This is a genomic window from Comamonas resistens (assembly GCF_030064165.1).
Classification (GTDB): domain Bacteria; phylum Pseudomonadota; class Gammaproteobacteria; order Burkholderiales; family Burkholderiaceae_C; genus Comamonas; species Comamonas resistens.
Map to the genome: position 1 here is coordinate 2,734,182 of NZ_CP125947.1, position 15,320 is coordinate 2,749,501.

The 15,320-nt window shown below is 64.1% G+C and carries 11 protein-coding genes; 4 read left to right on the forward strand and 7 right to left on the reverse strand.

The window, feature by feature from the left end; genetic code table 11:
* Window positions 1-6: 6 nt before the first annotated feature.
* The 3 genes from QMY55_RS12790 to QMY55_RS12800 form a co-directional block, all read right to left on the reverse strand.
* Window positions 7-726, reverse strand: a complete 720-nt coding sequence (locus QMY55_RS12790; RefSeq protein ID WP_283484587.1) for a c-type cytochrome — start codon at window positions 724-726, stop codon at window positions 7-9.
* Window positions 727-885: 159 nt separating this feature from the next.
* Window positions 886-2,655: an ATP-binding protein gene (locus QMY55_RS12795; protein ID WP_283484588.1), complete on the reverse strand. Its 1,770-nt coding sequence runs from the start codon at window positions 2,653-2,655 to the stop codon at window positions 886-888.
* Window positions 2,655-3,332, reverse strand: coding sequence for a response regulator (locus tag QMY55_RS12800; protein WP_283484589.1), 678 nt, complete (start codon window positions 3,330-3,332; stop codon window positions 2,655-2,657). The genes QMY55_RS12795 and QMY55_RS12800 overlap by 1 nt, the downstream gene beginning before the upstream one ends.
* 181 nt (window positions 3,333-3,513) lie before the next feature.
* On the opposite strand from QMY55_RS12800, the gene QMY55_RS12805 reads away from it, so the two are divergent.
* The 4 genes from QMY55_RS12805 (at window position 3,514) to QMY55_RS12820 (ending at window position 6,762) form a co-directional block, all read left to right on the forward strand.
* Window positions 3,514-4,953: a prolipoprotein diacylglyceryl transferase family protein gene (locus tag QMY55_RS12805; protein WP_283484590.1), complete on the forward strand. Its 1,440-nt coding sequence runs from the start codon at window positions 3,514-3,516 to the stop codon at window positions 4,951-4,953.
* Window positions 4,954-5,011: 58 nt separating this feature from the next.
* Complete coding sequence (gene dsbG / locus QMY55_RS12810) at window positions 5,012-5,812, forward strand: thiol:disulfide interchange protein DsbG (protein ID WP_283484591.1); 801 nt, start codon at window positions 5,012-5,014, stop codon at window positions 5,810-5,812.
* Window positions 5,813-5,877: 65 nt separating this feature from the next.
* Window positions 5,878-6,228 carry a DsrE family protein gene (locus QMY55_RS12815; RefSeq protein ID WP_283484592.1) on the forward strand — a complete coding sequence of 117 codons (351 nt, stop codon included), beginning with the start codon at window positions 5,878-5,880 and terminating at the stop codon, window positions 6,226-6,228.
* A gap of 12 nt (window positions 6,229-6,240) precedes the next feature.
* Window positions 6,241-6,762 carry a GNAT family N-acetyltransferase gene (locus tag QMY55_RS12820; protein ID WP_283484593.1) on the forward strand — a complete coding sequence of 174 codons (522 nt, stop codon included), beginning with the start codon at window positions 6,241-6,243 and terminating at the stop codon, window positions 6,760-6,762.
* Window positions 6,763-6,801: 39 nt separating this feature from the next.
* Here the strand turns inward: QMY55_RS12820 and QMY55_RS12825 are convergent, their stop codons facing one another.
* The 4 genes from QMY55_RS12825 to smc form a co-directional block, all read right to left on the reverse strand.
* On the reverse strand, window positions 6,802-7,815 hold the full coding sequence (locus tag QMY55_RS12825) for a patatin-like phospholipase family protein (RefSeq protein WP_283484594.1): 1,014 nt from the start codon (window positions 7,813-7,815) through the stop codon (window positions 6,802-6,804).
* 23 nt (window positions 7,816-7,838) lie between these two features.
* Window positions 7,839-9,965, reverse strand: coding sequence for an NAD-dependent DNA ligase LigA (ligA, locus tag QMY55_RS12830; protein WP_283484595.1), 2,127 nt, complete (start codon window positions 9,963-9,965; stop codon window positions 7,839-7,841).
* Window positions 9,966-10,194: 229 nt separating this feature from the next.
* On the reverse strand, window positions 10,195-11,535 hold the full coding sequence (locus QMY55_RS12835) for a cell division protein FtsZ (protein WP_283484596.1): 1,341 nt from the start codon (window positions 11,533-11,535) through the stop codon (window positions 10,195-10,197).
* 40 nt (window positions 11,536-11,575) lie between these two features.
* A complete protein-coding gene (smc, locus tag QMY55_RS12840) occupies window positions 11,576-15,103 on the reverse strand; it encodes a chromosome segregation protein SMC (protein WP_283484597.1) in 3,528 nt (1,175 codons plus the stop codon).
* Window positions 15,104-15,320: the final 217 nt, after the last annotated feature.

Sequence of the window (15,320 nt, forward strand, 5' to 3'; positions counted from 1 at the left end):
GTGACCTCAGGGCTTTGCAGGCGTTGTGGCTGCGGCAGGGTTGTGCAGGCGCTGGTAATAGGCGGCAACGGCCTTGACGTCATCGGCCGTCAGCTTCTTGGCCACTGCCCCCATCAGACCCAGGGGACCGGCCTCACGCTGGCCCTTGTTCCAGGCATCGATCTGGCTTTGCATATAGTCGGCAGGCAGGTGACCGATGGCAGGGAAATCCTTGCCCACACCGACACCGCCAGGGCCATGGCACTGCGCACAGGCGGGAATGCCATCGGCCCAGCGACCACGCTCGACCAGCCACGCGCCCGAATCATCATTCTTGCCAGGCAGCGCACCGCGCGTGGGCTGGATGGGCAACTTCAGGCTGGAGTAGAACGCGGCCACGTCGGCACGCTCCTGCTCGCTCAGCGCCTTGGCCATGGACGCCATCACGGCGGACTGGCGGGCGCCAGCGGCCATTTGCTGCAGCTGGCGCTCCAGATAGCCGGCATGCTGGCCCGCCAGAGCAGGAAAGCCAGCCTGGCCTTCGCCCTTGGCACCATGGCAGGTGGCGCAGGCCGCAGCACCGCCCGCAGAGCCGGACTGTGCAATCTTTTCACCGGCAGCGGCACTGCCTTGCAGTGCGGCCTTGGCAGCAACGGGTTCTTGCGCCCAGGCGCCGGTTGCCATCAGCATGGAAATGCCGACAGCCACCCACGACCGAGGCAGAGTCTTTGTGTTCAAGCGGTTCATCTTGGGAATGGTGAAATACGCGGCGCGCACTGCAGCTATCGGGCATGTACAAAAAGCACCGGCGTCTGACCTTTGAAATCAGGTGCTCGACGAGCCCTGACCGGACATTCCCGGAACCATACTTATGGAAGATTAAGCATCGATTAATAAACAGCGCCTTCAGCAGCGGACTTTGCTCTCGTCAGCCTCGACCCCCTCGGCTCTACAGACGCGCACGGGCAGATACAGACTCGCCACCAGACCTGTATTCGCGCCGCCTTCCAGTGCCCAGACTGCCCCCGCATCCTCCCAGTCTGCCAGCGGTATGAGTTGCAGCGCCCCGCCGCTGCACTGCGCAATGCGCTGCACAATTGCCAAGCCCAGGCCGCTGCCATGGGACTGATGCTTTTTGCGCCAGAAACGCTGCACGGCAATGCTGCAGTCCTCAGCACTCAGCCCCGGTCCATGGTCCGCCACCACCAGATGCACATAGCCAGCCGGCGATGCAGGCCTGTCGCCCTGGCGCAGTGTTTGTGGCAGTTGCTTCGCATGGCACATTCCCAGAAACACCGGGCATTCCGAAGGCTGCGCCCCCGGCTCCTGGCCGTAGCGCAGAGCGTTTTCCATCAAATTGCGCAGCGCGGACACCAGCAAGGGCTGGGGGACCACCACATGCAGATCTTCAAGATACCCATCCCCCTGGCGCTGCCCCGGCAGCCAGGTCAGCCGTGCTCGGGCCGAGGGATTGGCCGTGGCGGCCAGCTCCCAGGCTTTTTCCAGCGCATCCCAGGCACAGGCCGGCTCGCTGCCGCAGACGATCTCGCTGTCTGCGGATTCACTGACCGGCTGGCAATCGAGCCGCGCCAGCAGCAGCAATTGCTCCAGCGTGTGCTGCAGATGCTCCACACCCTCGCCCGCCTGCAGCAGCGCATCGCGCGCCATCAGCCACTGCGCAGTCTCGGACACCGGATGCCAGCTCGGCTGCAGGTCCGGGCCCTGGGTATCGCTGCGAACCATCTGCAGGCCACCCGCACTGTCCACGGCCATCTGGGCGACTTGCACATGGGCCTTGACGGCCGTCAGTGGCGTGCGCAGCTCATGGGCCGCATCATCGCTCCAGCGCCTCTCGCGCTCGATGGCGCTGTGCACGCGTTGCAGCATGTGGTTGACGGTCTGCACCAATGGCGCCAGCTCCCGCACCTGACGGCCCTGCGCCACCGGTGAATCATCGCCCGGAGGGCGCTGGCTCAACTCCTGGCGCAGCGACTCCAGCGGCTTCAAGCCTCGCGTCACACCCCACCACATCAGCAGCATGCTGGCCAGCAGCGCCAGCACGAAAGGCAGGATGATGGTGTAGGCAAAGCCGTGGACCAGGCCTTCGCGCACATCAATACGGTCGGCCGTGGCAATGCGCACGCCATGCTCTTCAAGCACATAGGTGCGCCAGGGACGCCCGCCCTTGGTCATCGTCGAAAAACCCAATGGCAGCGGCGCCTGAAAACTGGGGGCACCGGCACTGCGCGCGACCACGCGAGAGTCATCCGGCGCGGACTCTGCCTGCACTGGCAGAGCAGCCTTGTCGCTGGGTCTGTCCAATGGAGATGCAGGAATCAGGGTCGGTCGCGGGGCCGGCCCTGATTCACCCTGTGCCTGCACATTCGCGGCCGCTGGCGCCGCGCGCACCTCGCTGCGCAGCATGCTGACCTCGCAGGCCACGCCATCGCGGGAGACCACGTTCAGCATCGGCCCCCAGTCGCTGGGCGAAACGTTTTCGGGTTTGAACTGGTGAACAATGCCCGCCACCATATGGGCAGAGGCAATCAGGCGGTCGTCCAGCACCGAGCGCAGCTCATGCCGCATGCCCGCAAACATCCAGGCTGCCACGCCACCCCACAAGGTGCACAGCGCCAGGCACAGCCAGACCAGCAGCCTTACCCGCAGACTGCGCATCAGCGGCCTCCCAGGCCCTGGGCACGCCCCAGCCTAAAGCCCAAGCCACGCACCGTCTCCACCATGTCCGGGCCCAGTTTGCGGCGCAGATGGTGGACGTGCACATTGACCGCATTGCTTTCGACATCCTGGCTGTAGCCGTAAAGGCTGTCGCGCAGTTGCTCCAGATTCAGCACCCGGCCCGGCGATTGCAGCAAGGCGCGCAACAGCGCCCATTCTCGACGCGACAGATCCACGGGCAGGCCATCGCGCTGGGCACGGCCCGCGGCCAGATCCAGCTGCACATCGCCCAGCACAATCCAGTCCACAGCGCGGCCCGCCGCACGGCGCAGCAGCGCATGCAGCCGCGCAGCCAGTTCATGCAGGTCGAAAGGCTTGGCCAGATAATCATCAGCGCCGGTCTGCAGACCTTCTATGCGCTGGCCTACCGCGTCGCGTGCGGTCAGCACCAGCACCGGCAACTCCAGCCCCTGGCTGCGCCAGCGAGCAAGCAGGTGCAAGCCGTCTTCGTCGGGCAACCCCAGGTCCAGTACGCAGACGTCGAAATGCGAGGACTTGATGGCCGCATCCGCCTGGGCGGCACAGCCCACCACATCGACCCCGAAACCCTGCAGTTGCAGGCCTGCCTTGACCCCACTGGCCACCAAAGCGTTATCTTCCACCAACAGCACGTGCATTGTGTATTCCTGAACCTGCGCTCACATCGGCTCTGATGCCGTGCTTCTGCCACTGTTCCTATTGCATACCCGAAACGGGAAAGCATCGCAGATTTGTCTTTTGTCAGCGTTAACCCCTGCTTAATCCCCAGCACCCAAGATTGGCGACCTGTTTGATCGGTTTTTTTGTGCTCTTGCCCCCATGCCTGTTTCTCGCCTTGCTGCCATCGTCCTGCTGCCTGCATCGCTGCTGATGGGGGCCGCTGCGCCGGCGCAGCCTCTGCAGGTGCCCGGGCTGTTGCAGCAACAACAAGGCAACGGCAGCTCCTCCACCGAGGTTCTCGGCTCCGAACAGGCGTTTGTGCTGACACCGCCTGCGCCAAGCGCTATCAAAACCGAGGGCACCAGGCAGTTGCTGCAACTGCACTGGCGGATAGAGCCGGGCTACTACCTCTATCGCGATCAGCTCAAGCTCAGCGATGCCCAAGGCCAGCCACTGGCACTGAACATTCCGCAAGGACAGACCCTGACCGACGCTTTCTTTGGCACGGTACAGGTCTTTCATGACGAGCTGCGCATCGAAGCAGCGCTGCCGCAGCGCTCGGAACAATGGCCGCTGCAGCTGCAATGGCAGGGCTGCGCCCATGCCGGCGTCTGCTACCCGGCCCAGCAGCAGAGCATCAGTGTCCAACAACTGGGCCAACTAGCCAGCGCAGAAGCAGCAAGCATAGACAGTGCGGTAGAGGCTATCCCCATCTCCACCTCATCTCCTTCCTGGCTGCAATCACTGGCCTTGCCCGCCAGCGTGCTGATCGGCCCCATGGCCCTGCCGACCATGGCGCTTGCCTTGTTCCTCGCCATGCTCCTGAGCCAATGGTGGGCCAGACGCCAGCAGTTGCGCCTGGAGCAGGCTGTCGATGCCTTGCTCATGCGCTCGTTCCTCGTGGGTTTGCTGGCGGCGCGCCTGGCCTATGTGGGCCAGTGGTGGCAAGAGTATCTGCAACCCGTGACCCACTCGGCTGCCAGCGTGCTGCAGATCGTCGATATCCGCGATGGCGGCTGGAATCTGTGGGCCGGTCTGGCGGCCGCTGCGGCCTGGACACTCTGGCGCGCGCGCCGCAACACTGCTTTGCGCCGTGCCACTTTGCAGGCCTTGGCCGCAGGCGCTTTCATTCTGATAGCTGCTCACGCGTTGCGTAACTGGGTCGAGCCGGAAAAACCAGCCATTCCAGCCATCACTTTGGTCACGGCCAGCACGCAAACCGTGGACCTGCGCAGCTACCAGGGCCAGCCGCTGGTCATCAATCTCTGGGCCACCTGGTGCCCGCCCTGCCGCCGCGAGATGCCGGTACTGGCCCAGGCCCAGAAGGAGCATCCGGATATTCGCTTTCTCTGGATCAACCAGGGCGAGGACGCGGCAGCCGTGATGCGCTACCTGCAGGCCATGGCCTTGCCGCTGCCGCAGGTGCTGCTGGACCCCGAGCAGCGCGCCAGCGCCCATTGGCAGCAACGCGGTCTGCCGTCCACCTATTTTTATGACGCTCAGGGCCAACTGCGCGGAATGCGCATGGGAGAGCTGTCCCGCGCCAGCCTGGCCGAGCAGCTGACGCGCATTGCGCCAGCTCGCCCCCCCGCCCGATAGCGCGTCACACAACAATCAAAAAAGGCCCCAGATGACCCCTCACATATACCGAAGCCGTATGGCATTGCTGGCCGCCGCCCTGGTCGCAGGGGCCTCCATCGCCGCAGCCGCCATGGCCTGGGCCGGCCCGGCGGCCGGTGATCTGCCATCCGAGAAGTTCCTGGCCGAGCAAGGGCTGACGGTGGTCGGCCCCATGCCCGCAGCTGGCGGGCTCAAGGCCTGGGCCGCCTACCGCGAGCAGCAAGCCATCCCCATCTACCGCCTGCCCGACGGCAAGCACTGGGTCATAGGCACGGTGATCGATGCGCAAGGCAAGGATGTCAACGCCAAAGCCTTGCAGTCCGCCGTGCAAAAGCCCATGGGCCAGCAGATCTGGGCCGACCTGGAGCGCACTCACTGGATTGGCGACGGCAAGCCCGATGCACCGCAAATCGCCTATGTCTTCACCGACCCCAACTGCCCCTATTGCAACCAGCTATGGCGCGAAGCGCGTCCTCTGGTGCAATCGGGCCAGTTGCAGCTGCGCCATATCCTGGTCGCCGTGCTGCGCCCCAGCAGCGAAGGCAAGGCCGCAGCCATCTTGCAAGCCCCATCGCCCGAGCAAGCCCTGGCCGGCCATGCACAGGCCTATGCCGATGCGCACGGCAAAAGCCCCGACACGCTGGGTATTGCCGCGCTGCCACGCATTCCGCTGTCGGCCCGCGATGCCTTGGCCAACAATGTCTCTCTGATGAGGGCCATGGGTCTGCGCGCCACGCCCGCCACGATCTGGAAAAATGCTCAGGACAGCGTCCAGATTCGCACCGGCATGCCGCCCGGGCTGTTTGACAGCGTGATGGATAAATCTGGCTCCAGATAGGCCTTAGACCATATCCAGTCAGCGTCAGAAGCTATAGTCTGCATAGCAATTGAGAGGCCTTCACCATGAGCCAACCCGACTGGAATACCCTGCTACCCGCCCTGGCGCCCGACACCCGCGTGGTACTGCACGCCCCCACCGCCCAGGCGCTGGCACGTGCACGCGGCAACTTCAAGAACCTGACCAATGCCCAACCCCAGGCCGAAGTCTGGATTGTGGCCAACGCCCAGGCCGTGCAGGCCGTGGTGGATGCACCCGAGGACATGGGCCCGGCCTTGCCCCGCGTGCTGCTGTGCCCCAACACCCTCAGAAACAACGACCTGAGCGCACCTGCTGGCGTGCAGGTACTGCCCATGGGCGCCGTGGATGCCCTGGCACGCATGCAGCAAGGCGGCTGGGTCTATATCCGCAGCTGAGCAAGCCCAGACATGAGCCGCCCCACCCTGCAGCTGCGCAATTTCCGCAACGCGGATCTGCCCGCCATCGCCTGCGCCATGGGCGACGAGCGCGTCACACAGCACTACGGGCTGGAGACGGACGAAACCGATGCCCAGGCCATCGCACGCGAGCAGCTGCACTGGTACCAGCAGCAAAGCGCCGATGGTGAAGGCTGGTGGCAAGCCATCTGCATGGATGGTCAGCTCGTAGGCGCACTGGGTGCCTATGACCGCGACGACGATGGCGACAGTGCCGAGCTCGGCTACTGGCTGCTGCCCAGGCACTGGGGCCAGGGCCTGATGCGCAGCGCACTGCAGCTTTGGCTGCCCGAGGCCTTCAATCACTTGAGGCTGCACAGCATGGTCGCCTATGTCGAGCCGGAAAACACGGCCTCTGCACGGCTGCTGACCAGCCTGGGCTTTTGCCGCGAGGGCCTGCTGCGTGAATGCAGCAAACGCGGCTCGCGCTATGTGTCCTTGCAGCGTTTCACCCTGTTGGCCCATGAGCTATGACAGAGCCAGACGCCTGCTCCGTCCCAGATGCCAACCGGGCTACAGCCCCCAGTCCTTGAGCGCAGGCAGCGCCAGCCGGGTTGCAGCAAAACCTTCATCGATGGATTCGCGTCCGCGGTGAAAATCCATCAGACCGATATGGGACAGGCGCGGCGCGATCAGCACCTCGGCGGGATCGCCGGCCATGCGGCTGCGCGTGATGCGCATCTGCATGATGCTGACGCTGGCCTGCACCACGTTCACCAGCGATGGCACGGCTGGCGCGTCGTCCGCATCAACCGCCTCATCCTTGCGGCCCCGCCGGATCACCGAGGACGACAGGCTTTTCACGCTGGTCATGCTGCGCTTCCATTTCCCGCTCCAGCCCACGGGGTCGGCCAGAGCCTCCTCTTCAGCCACGGCATCCTGCTTCAGCGCCGAGACATGAATTTCCTGCGTCTGGACTTTCAGCTCGGTCTGTGAAAAGTCCACCGGCTTCATATGCTTGCGCATGATGTCGGCGTTCAGATCGACCGCAATCACGATGTCCGCGCCCATGGCACGGGCCAGCGACACCGGCACCGGGTTGACCAGGCCGCCATCGACCAGCAAACGCCCCTGGTGAATGACGGGAGTGAACAGTCCTGGCAAGGCAATCGAGGCACGCACGGCCTCGGCAATCGAGCCCTTGCGCAGCCAGACTTCTGCGCCGGTCTGTAGGTCGGTGGCCACGCAGCCAAACGGCGCACTCAGCTCCTCCATGGTTTCCTGCACGAAGTTCTCGCGCCAGAAGTCGATGATCTTCTCGCCCTTGAGCAAGCCTCCGCCCAGGTTGAAGTCCATGAAGCCGAACACCTTGCGCTTGCCCAGGCCCAGCACCCAGTCCTGAAAGCTGTCCATCTCGCCGGCAGCATAGGTTGCGCCAACCAGCGAGCCAATCGAGGTGCCGCAGATGATGTCGGGGCTGATTCCGGCCTCACGCAACGCGTGCAGCACACCGAAATGTGCCCAGCCGCGGGCAGAGCCGCTGCCCAGTGCCAGGCCAACTATGGGCTTGCGCCGCAATTTGCTCATGCTGACAGTCCTTTGTATGCGTGTCAGGCCGGTCGCTCACCGCTGAGCAAGGCCAGCATGCCGGCCTCGTCCAGCACGGGCACGCCCAGCTCTTCGGCCTTGGCCAGCTTGGAGCCCGCCTCCGCACCGGCCACCACATAGCTGGTCTTCTTGCTGACCGAGCCGGAGACCTTGGCACCAGCGGCTTCCAGCATGTCCTTGGCGGTATCGCGGCCCAGCGTGGGCAGGGTACCGGTCAGCACGACCGTCAGCCCCGCCAGAATCTGCGGCGCCTTCTCGGCCGGCTCGCCTTCCTCCCAGTGCACGCCACAGGCGCGCAGCTGCTCCACCACCTCGCGGTTATGAGGCTGGGCAAAAAAGGTGTGAATGCTGTCGGCCACCACAGGACCTACATCCTTGACCTGCAGCAGCTCTTCCACACTGGCGTCCATGATGGCGTCGAGCTTGCCGAAATGCTTGGCCAGATCACGTGCCGTGGACTCACCTACGTTGCGAATGCCCAGACCGAACAGAAAGCGCTGCAGCGTGGTGCTCTTGGATTTCTCCAGGGCCGCGAGCACGTTCTGGGCCGATTTCTCGGCCATGCGATCCAGCGCCGCCAACGAGGTCAGGCCCAGCTTGTACAGATCGGGCAGCACGCGCACCACCTGGCCATCGACGAGCTGGTCGACCAGCTTGTCGCCCAGACCCTCGATATCCATGGCACGGCGGTGGGCGAAGTGCAAGATGGCTTCCTTGCGCTGCGCACCGCAGAACAGACCGCCCGTGCAGCGGTGGTTGGCTTCGCCCTTTTCGCGTACCACTTCGCTGCCGCAGATGGGGCAGGTTTTGGGCATGCGGAAGTTAGGTACATACAAAGGTCGCTCGCCGGCAACCTTGCCCACCACCTCGGGAATCACATCGCCGGCGCGGCGCACGATGACCTGGTCGCCCACGCGCACGCCTTTCTTACGGATGTCGAACAGATTGGACAAGGTGGCATTGGTCACCACCACACCCCCTACCTGTACGGGTGCCAGGCGCGCCACGGGTGTGAGCTTGCCGGTGCGGCCGACCTGCACGTCGATGGCCTCCATCAGCGTGGGCATCTCCTGGGCCGGATACTTGTGCGCCACAGCCCAGCGCGGCTCGCGCGACTTGAAGCCCAGCTGGCGCTGTAGCGCCAGACTGTTGACCTTGTAGACCACGCCGTCGATCTCATAGGGCAGACTGGCGCGCTCGGCGCCTATGCGTTCGTGAAACGCTACCAATTCCGAAGCGCCTGTCGCCACACACACCTGCGGTGCAACCGGAAAACCCCAGGATTTCAACGTCTGCAGCATGCCGTAGTGAGTGCCGAAGTCGGGCCCACCCTGATCGGCTGGCGTGATCTCGCCCAGGCCATAGGCAAAGAACGACAGCGGACGCTGGGCCGCAATCTTCGAGTCCAGCTGGCGCACCGAGCCTGCCGCCGCATTGCGCGGGTTGGCAAAAGTCTTGCCACCGGCTGCCAGCTGGCGCTCGTTGAGCTTTTCCAGATCGGCCCGCATCATGTGCACCTCGCCACGTACCTCGACCACAGGCGGCACCTTGGCCGCAGCGGACAGCGTCAGCGGGATCTGGCGAATGGTGCGGATGTTGTGCGTCACGTCCTCGCCCACCTCGCCATCACCGCGTGTGGTGGCCTGCACCAGCACGCCATTCTCGTAGCGCAGGTTCATGGCCAAGCCGTCAAACTTGGGCTCGGCCACATATTCGATGGCTGCAGCGGACTCATCCAGGCCCAGCTCCTTGCGCACGCGCTGGTCAAAGGCGATGGCGCCCGTAGCCTCGTTATCGGTCTCGGTCTGGATGCTGAGCATGGGCACGGCATGGCGCACCGGTGTCAGGCCATCCAGCACCGCACCGATCACGCGCTGCGTGGGAGAGTCCGGCGTGACAAGTGCGGGATAGGCTCCTTCAAGTGCTTCGAGCTGCTGGTAGATCCGGTCGTACTCGCCGTCGGGCACCGTGGGGGTGTCCAGCACATAGTATTCGTGCGCCCACTGGTTGAGCTGCGCACGCAGTGCGGCCGTCTTGGCCATCACCGTTTCAGGCACCCCATTTTTGATAGCTGCTGGCGCCTTCTGGTCCTGGGGTTCAGCGGAAAAAAGGTCTAAATTCTCGGTCATGCTCTAGCCAGGGAAATGACGATGAAAAAGGCCAACATCGTTGGCCTTAATGATGGTTGTTCACGCATGGTATCCGCATCACCCACGGCCCATGAAACCCGCGCGGCCCAAACGAGAGACGGCCAGCAAGGGCCGCCCCGCAGCGTGGGCTGCCCCAGCAAAGGCCGTCGTCCCCCTTGGGGGCGCCGTGCAACGGGAAGCCGCGCAGCGGCTCAGGGGGGAGCATTTTTTAGCTGAAAAGCCTTCTGGCGAGCAGCGAGCCGGCCGACAGCTCGGCGCTGTCGAGCTTGTCGTAGAGCAGCTCCAGGTCATGCTGGATAGGGTCCAGCGCCGACACTGGCAGCAGATAGCCGTTCTGGTCGCACAGCACGCCATCCATGGTCTGGCACAGCTGCTCTGCCACCTGGCGCAAACGCGCAAACGGCTGCTGGCCACGCGGCACCTGGGCCACATCCAGACTGATCAGGAATTCGCGCACCACGGACTGATCCAGGTCGTCACCCAGGGCAGCCTGCGGGTCATAGCTGAGCACCAGCACGGGCGGCATATTGGGCAGGGGCGATGCCAGCACCATGCGGCCCGGCATGGCCGAAGTCACGAATCCCAGGCGCTGGGCATTCTGCTGCACATAACCGGCGCTCCAGGACGCCTGGCGCGCACGCAGCATGAAGCTCAGCTGTGCATCGTGCTCGCTGGCGAACTGATCGAGCTCACGGGCGCGCGAGACTTCGCCAAGCATATCGGGCACATCGGCCATGGCACCCAGCGCATCGGCAAAGCGCTGCACCTTGGTGACGAATTCCGAGAACTCGATCTCGTTGAGCGAGCCGGTACGGTTGGCCAGTTGCACGCCCGCCTGAAAGCCCAGGTAACGCTGACCGGCCTGCAGCGGCTCCCACTGTCTGCTTTCCTGGTTCATGCCTTCGATGGCAAAGGGCTTGTTGCCCGCACGGCGTGTGCTGGGGTGGGCTTGCAATGCCACCTCTCCCGGCACGATCTGCGCTACGGTGATGGGAGCGATGGCGTCGATCAACGGGTCCAGATGGCTGCGCCGCTCCAGCGATGGAGCGGGCGCAATGGTGGGAATAGGCTCTGCCGCCAACGGTACATCGGCCAGCACAGGTTCCTGGCGCGGGGCTGCGGTCTGCTCGGTCACTGCGGCGATGGCAGCATCGGTGCGCTGAACGGACATGACCGCATCACCGGCACCCTGCTCGCCTTGCTGAGCCAGAGCGGCCTGGCGCTGCTGCTCTTCATAGGCTTCGCGGGCCACGATGCGGGCCAGCTCGGCATCCGCCTCGGCAAAGCGGCCTTCGGGCATCTGCACGGGCTCGGTGCCGGGAATAGCCTTGCCGAAGTCGCCGAGCATGGGCTCATGCTGGTATTTGGTCAGATCGGAGCCATGTCCCACGGTGTCCATACCGGGCTCGTGGCGGGCAGGGTCCGCGCTCTCTTCCAAAGGTTCGGCCTTGCGGGGAGCATTGCGCCGGGAGGTCCAGGAGTTGTAGGCAACGATCAGGATCAACAGCACCACACCCAGGACGGCCAGACTGATTTGCAGGTTACTCATGTCAGAAAACGGTTTTTCCAGAATATTTGGACGACATGGCTCAGGATAGCTCAGCCATGGACAGTGCGGACTCCATGTCCACCGCAACAATTCGTGAAACACCTTGCTCCTGCATCGTCACACCGATCAGTTGCTCGGCCATTTCCATGGCGATCTTGTTGTGACTGATGAACAGAAACTGGGTGCCCTTGCTCATGCTGTGAACCAGCTTGGCATAGCGCTCGGTATTGGCGTCGTCCAGCGGCGCATCCACTTCGTCGAGCAGACAAAAGGGTGCGGGGTTGAGCTGGAAGATGGCAAACACCAGCGCAATCGCGGTCAGTGCCTTCTCGCCACCCGAGAGCAGGTGAATGGTCTGGTTTTTCTTGCCGGGCGGCTGGGCAATCACCTGCACGCCGGCATCCAGAATTTCGTCGCCGGTAATCACCAGCTTGGCCTGGCCGCCGCCAAACAGCTCGGGGAACATGCGGCCAAAGTGACGGTTGACGATATCGAAGGTGCCGGTCAGCAGATCACGCGTCTCGGCGTCGATCTTGCGGATGGCTTCTTCCAGAGTGTTCATGGCCTTGGTCAGATCGTCCATCTGCGCATCGAGGAAGGTCTTGCGCTCGCGCGCCAGCGTCAACTCGTCGAGAGCGGCCAGATTCACCGCGCCCAGAGCCTGTATTTCCCGGTGCAGGCGGTCGATTTCGCCTTGCAGACCATGCATGCGCACATTGCCCTCGGCAATGGACTGGGCCACGGCGGCCAGATCGGCTTCGGCCTCGGTCAGCAGATTGCTGTACTGCTCCAGACCCAGGCGCGCGGCCTGCTCCTTGAGCTGGAATTCGGTGATGCGCTGGCGCAGCGGGTCCAGCGCCTTTTCCAGCGACTGGCGGCGCTCGTCACTGGCACGCAGCTTGTTGGTCAGGTCTTCGTATTCGCTGCGACGCTCGGCCACATCCTTCTCACGCTGCATCTTCAGATCCAGCGCATCCTGCAGACCGCCCTGCGCTGCGGCGTCGGACAAGCGGGCCAGCTCGTCCTGGGCGCGCTGCTGCTCCTCGGCCAGCGACTTGGCCTGCTGGCTGGCGGTTTCGATGGTGCGCGACAGCTCGGCGCGGCGCGCATGCAGCGTGCGCTGCGAGAAAGTGGCTTCCTGGGCCTGACGCTCCAGGGCGCGCAATTGCTCGCGCGACTCGTTCAGGCGGCGCTCTGACTCCAGCACCCGGTCGCCCAGTTGTGCATGGCGCTCCTGACTGTCGGCCAGTTGCATGTCCAGCTCCTCGAAGCGAGCCTCGGCCGACACCTTGCGCTCTTCGATATCGGAGAGCTGGGCCTCGACTTCCGACAGGTCGGCAGAAATCTGGGCATTGCGTGCGCGGGCCTGCTCGGCCAGCTGCGACAGGCGCAGGGTTTCGACCTGCAGCTCATGGGCACGGCTTTGCGACTCGCTTGCTTCACGGCGCGCAGCCACCAGACGCTGGGAGGCATCGGCATAGGCGCTTTCCGCGCGTACCAGGGCCGAACGCGACTCCTCGGCAATCAGGGCCTGGGCGCGCACCTCTTTTTCAAGGTGCTCGATTTCCTGGGCACGGGCCAGCAGACCCGACTGCTCGGAATCCTGGGCATAGAAGGTGACGCTGTGCGCAGTCACCGCATGGCCCGTGGGCACATAAATCGTCTCGCCAGCCTGCAGCTCGGCACGCCTAGATAAAGCTTCGTCCAGCGTGGGCGCGGTATAGCAGCCCGCCAGCCAGTCGACCAGAACGGCACGCAGCCCTGCATCGCTGATCTTGAGCAAATCCGACAACGGCGAAAAACGGCTGTTAGGTGCGGCTCCGGTAGTCTGTGGCGGGCTGAAAAACGCCAGTCGCGCAGGCGGTGCATCCTGCCCGCCCGAGCCCAGAAAGCCGCGCACCATATCGAGGCGCCCTACTTCCAGTGCGCCCAGACGTTCGCGCAGTGCGGCTTCCAGCGCGTTTTCCCAGCCGCCTTCGATGGCAATACGGCTCCACAGCCCCTGCAAGCCATCCAGCCCATGCTTGGCCAGCCAGGGCTGGAGCTTGCCGTCGGTCTTGACCTTTTCCTGCAAGGCCTTGAGCGCATCGAGCCGCGCCGACAGATCGGCGTGGCGGCTGTTTTCCGCGTTCACCGTCTGCTGGCGGGTGCGGCGATCCTCGTCGAGCTGCGGCACGTTTTCCTGCAGCTCTTCGAGCACGGCGGCCGCCATTTCGGCCAGCTCCTGCGCCTCGGCCAACTGCGCCTGCAGATTGTTCAGGCGCGCTTCATCGGGCGTTTCCAGCGCATTGCGGTCGGTGCGCAGACGCTCATAGCGGGTTTCGAACTGGCGACGCTGCTCGTCCAGGCTGCGCTGCTCGGCGGCCAGCACCTGGATCTGCTGCTGCACCTGCACGACGGAGTTGCGCTGATCGGCATCGGCTTTTTGCGCCTTGTGCAAAGCCTCTTCCAGATCGGGCAGACGGGCGCTTTGCTCTTCGAGCTGGGCAGCCAGCATCTCGGCCTGCTCTTCGGCGTCCATGCCCGCGCCTTCGATGCTCTCGATCTCGCCCTGGGCCTCTTCGCTGCGGCTGCTCCACAGCAGCAGTTGCTCGGCCAGTTGCTGCAGGCGCTGCTGCACGCGCTGGCGACCTTCGACCACATAGCGGATTTCGGCCTCGAGCTTGCCGACTTCGGCCGTGGCTTCGTAGAGCTTGCTCTGCGCCTGATTGACATGGTCGCTGGCGTCGTAATGCGCCTGGCGCAGGGCCTCCAATCCGCTTTCGTTGTTGCGGATGTCGGCCATGCGCTCTTCGAGCTCATTGACGACCTTGAGCCCTTCGACACGCACGCGGTCCTGCTCGGCCTCGGCTTCGGCGCGCTTGAGGAACCACAGCTGATGCTGCTTGAGCGTGACCTGGGCGTTCAGGCCGTTGTACTTGGCTGCGACTTCGGCCTGTTTCTCAAGCTTGTCAAGATTGGCATTGAGTTCGCGAAGAATGTCTTCCACACGGGTGAGGTTTTCGGTCGTGGCCGAAAGGCGGTTTTCCGTCTCACGCCTGCGCTCCTTGTATTTGGAAACCCCTGCCGCCTCTTCGAGGAACAGACGCAGCTCTTCCGGGCGTGACTCGATGATGCGGCTGATCGTGCCCTGGCCGATGATGGCGTAGGCACGCGGGCCCAGACCCGTGCCCAGGAACACGTCCTGCACGTCGCGGCGACGCACGGGCTGGTTGTTGATGAAATAGCTGCTATTGCCCTCGCGCGTGAGCACGCGCTTGACGGCGATCTCGCCAAACTGGCCCCACTGGCCGCCGGCGCGGTGGTCGCTGTTGTCGAAGGTCAGCTCCACGCTGGCACGGCTCGACGGCTTTCTGTGCGTGGTGCCGTTGAAGATCACGTCCTGCATGGACTCGCCACGCAGTTCGCTGGCCTTGCTCTCTCCCAGCACCCAGCGCACCGCATCCATGATGTTGGACTTGCCGCAACCATTGGGGCCCACCACACCCACCATCTGCCCGGGCAGGATGAAGTTGGTGGGTTCGGCAAAGGATTTGAAGCCGGAGAGCTTGATGGAGTTCAGGCGCACGGTGTCAGGGTCGGTCCAGGGGCGGCAACAGTTTGGGAGATCAGGCCGGGAACGGCAAAAAACGGCCGCGCATATGCAAAGCTTGAGAAAACCCAATCCTTGCTCGCAGCCGATGACAGGCCAGAATCATAACGCTCCCCGCCAGGGCGCAGATCAACTTTGCTGCAACTGCGCAAACCATAGCAGCTTGCGCATGACCACCAAGGGTTTTAGTCGG

Coding starts and splice junctions, on each gene's coding strand:
- QMY55_RS12790 (WP_283484587.1), bottom strand. CDS start 726: ATGAACCGCTTGAACACAAAGACTCTGCCTCGGTCGTGGGTGGCTGTC.
- QMY55_RS12795 (WP_283484588.1), bottom strand. CDS start 2,655: ATGCGCAGTCTGCGGGTAAGGCTGCTGGTCTGGCTGTGCCTGGCGCTG.
- QMY55_RS12800 (WP_283484589.1), bottom strand. CDS start 3,332: ATGCACGTGCTGTTGGTGGAAGATAACGCTTTGGTGGCCAGTGGGGTC.
- QMY55_RS12805 (WP_283484590.1), top strand. CDS start 3,514: ATGCCTGTTTCTCGCCTTGCTGCCATCGTCCTGCTGCCTGCATCGCTG.
- dsbG (WP_283484591.1), top strand. CDS start 5,012: ATGGCATTGCTGGCCGCCGCCCTGGTCGCAGGGGCCTCCATCGCCGCA.
- QMY55_RS12815 (WP_283484592.1), top strand. CDS start 5,878: ATGAGCCAACCCGACTGGAATACCCTGCTACCCGCCCTGGCGCCCGAC.
- QMY55_RS12820 (WP_283484593.1), top strand. CDS start 6,241: ATGAGCCGCCCCACCCTGCAGCTGCGCAATTTCCGCAACGCGGATCTG.
- QMY55_RS12825 (WP_283484594.1), bottom strand. CDS start 7,815: ATGAGCAAATTGCGGCGCAAGCCCATAGTTGGCCTGGCACTGGGCAGC.
- ligA (WP_283484595.1), bottom strand. CDS start 9,965: ATGACCGAGAATTTAGACCTTTTTTCCGCTGAACCCCAGGACCAGAAG.
- QMY55_RS12835 (WP_283484596.1), bottom strand. CDS start 11,535: ATGAGTAACCTGCAAATCAGTCTGGCCGTCCTGGGTGTGGTGCTGTTG.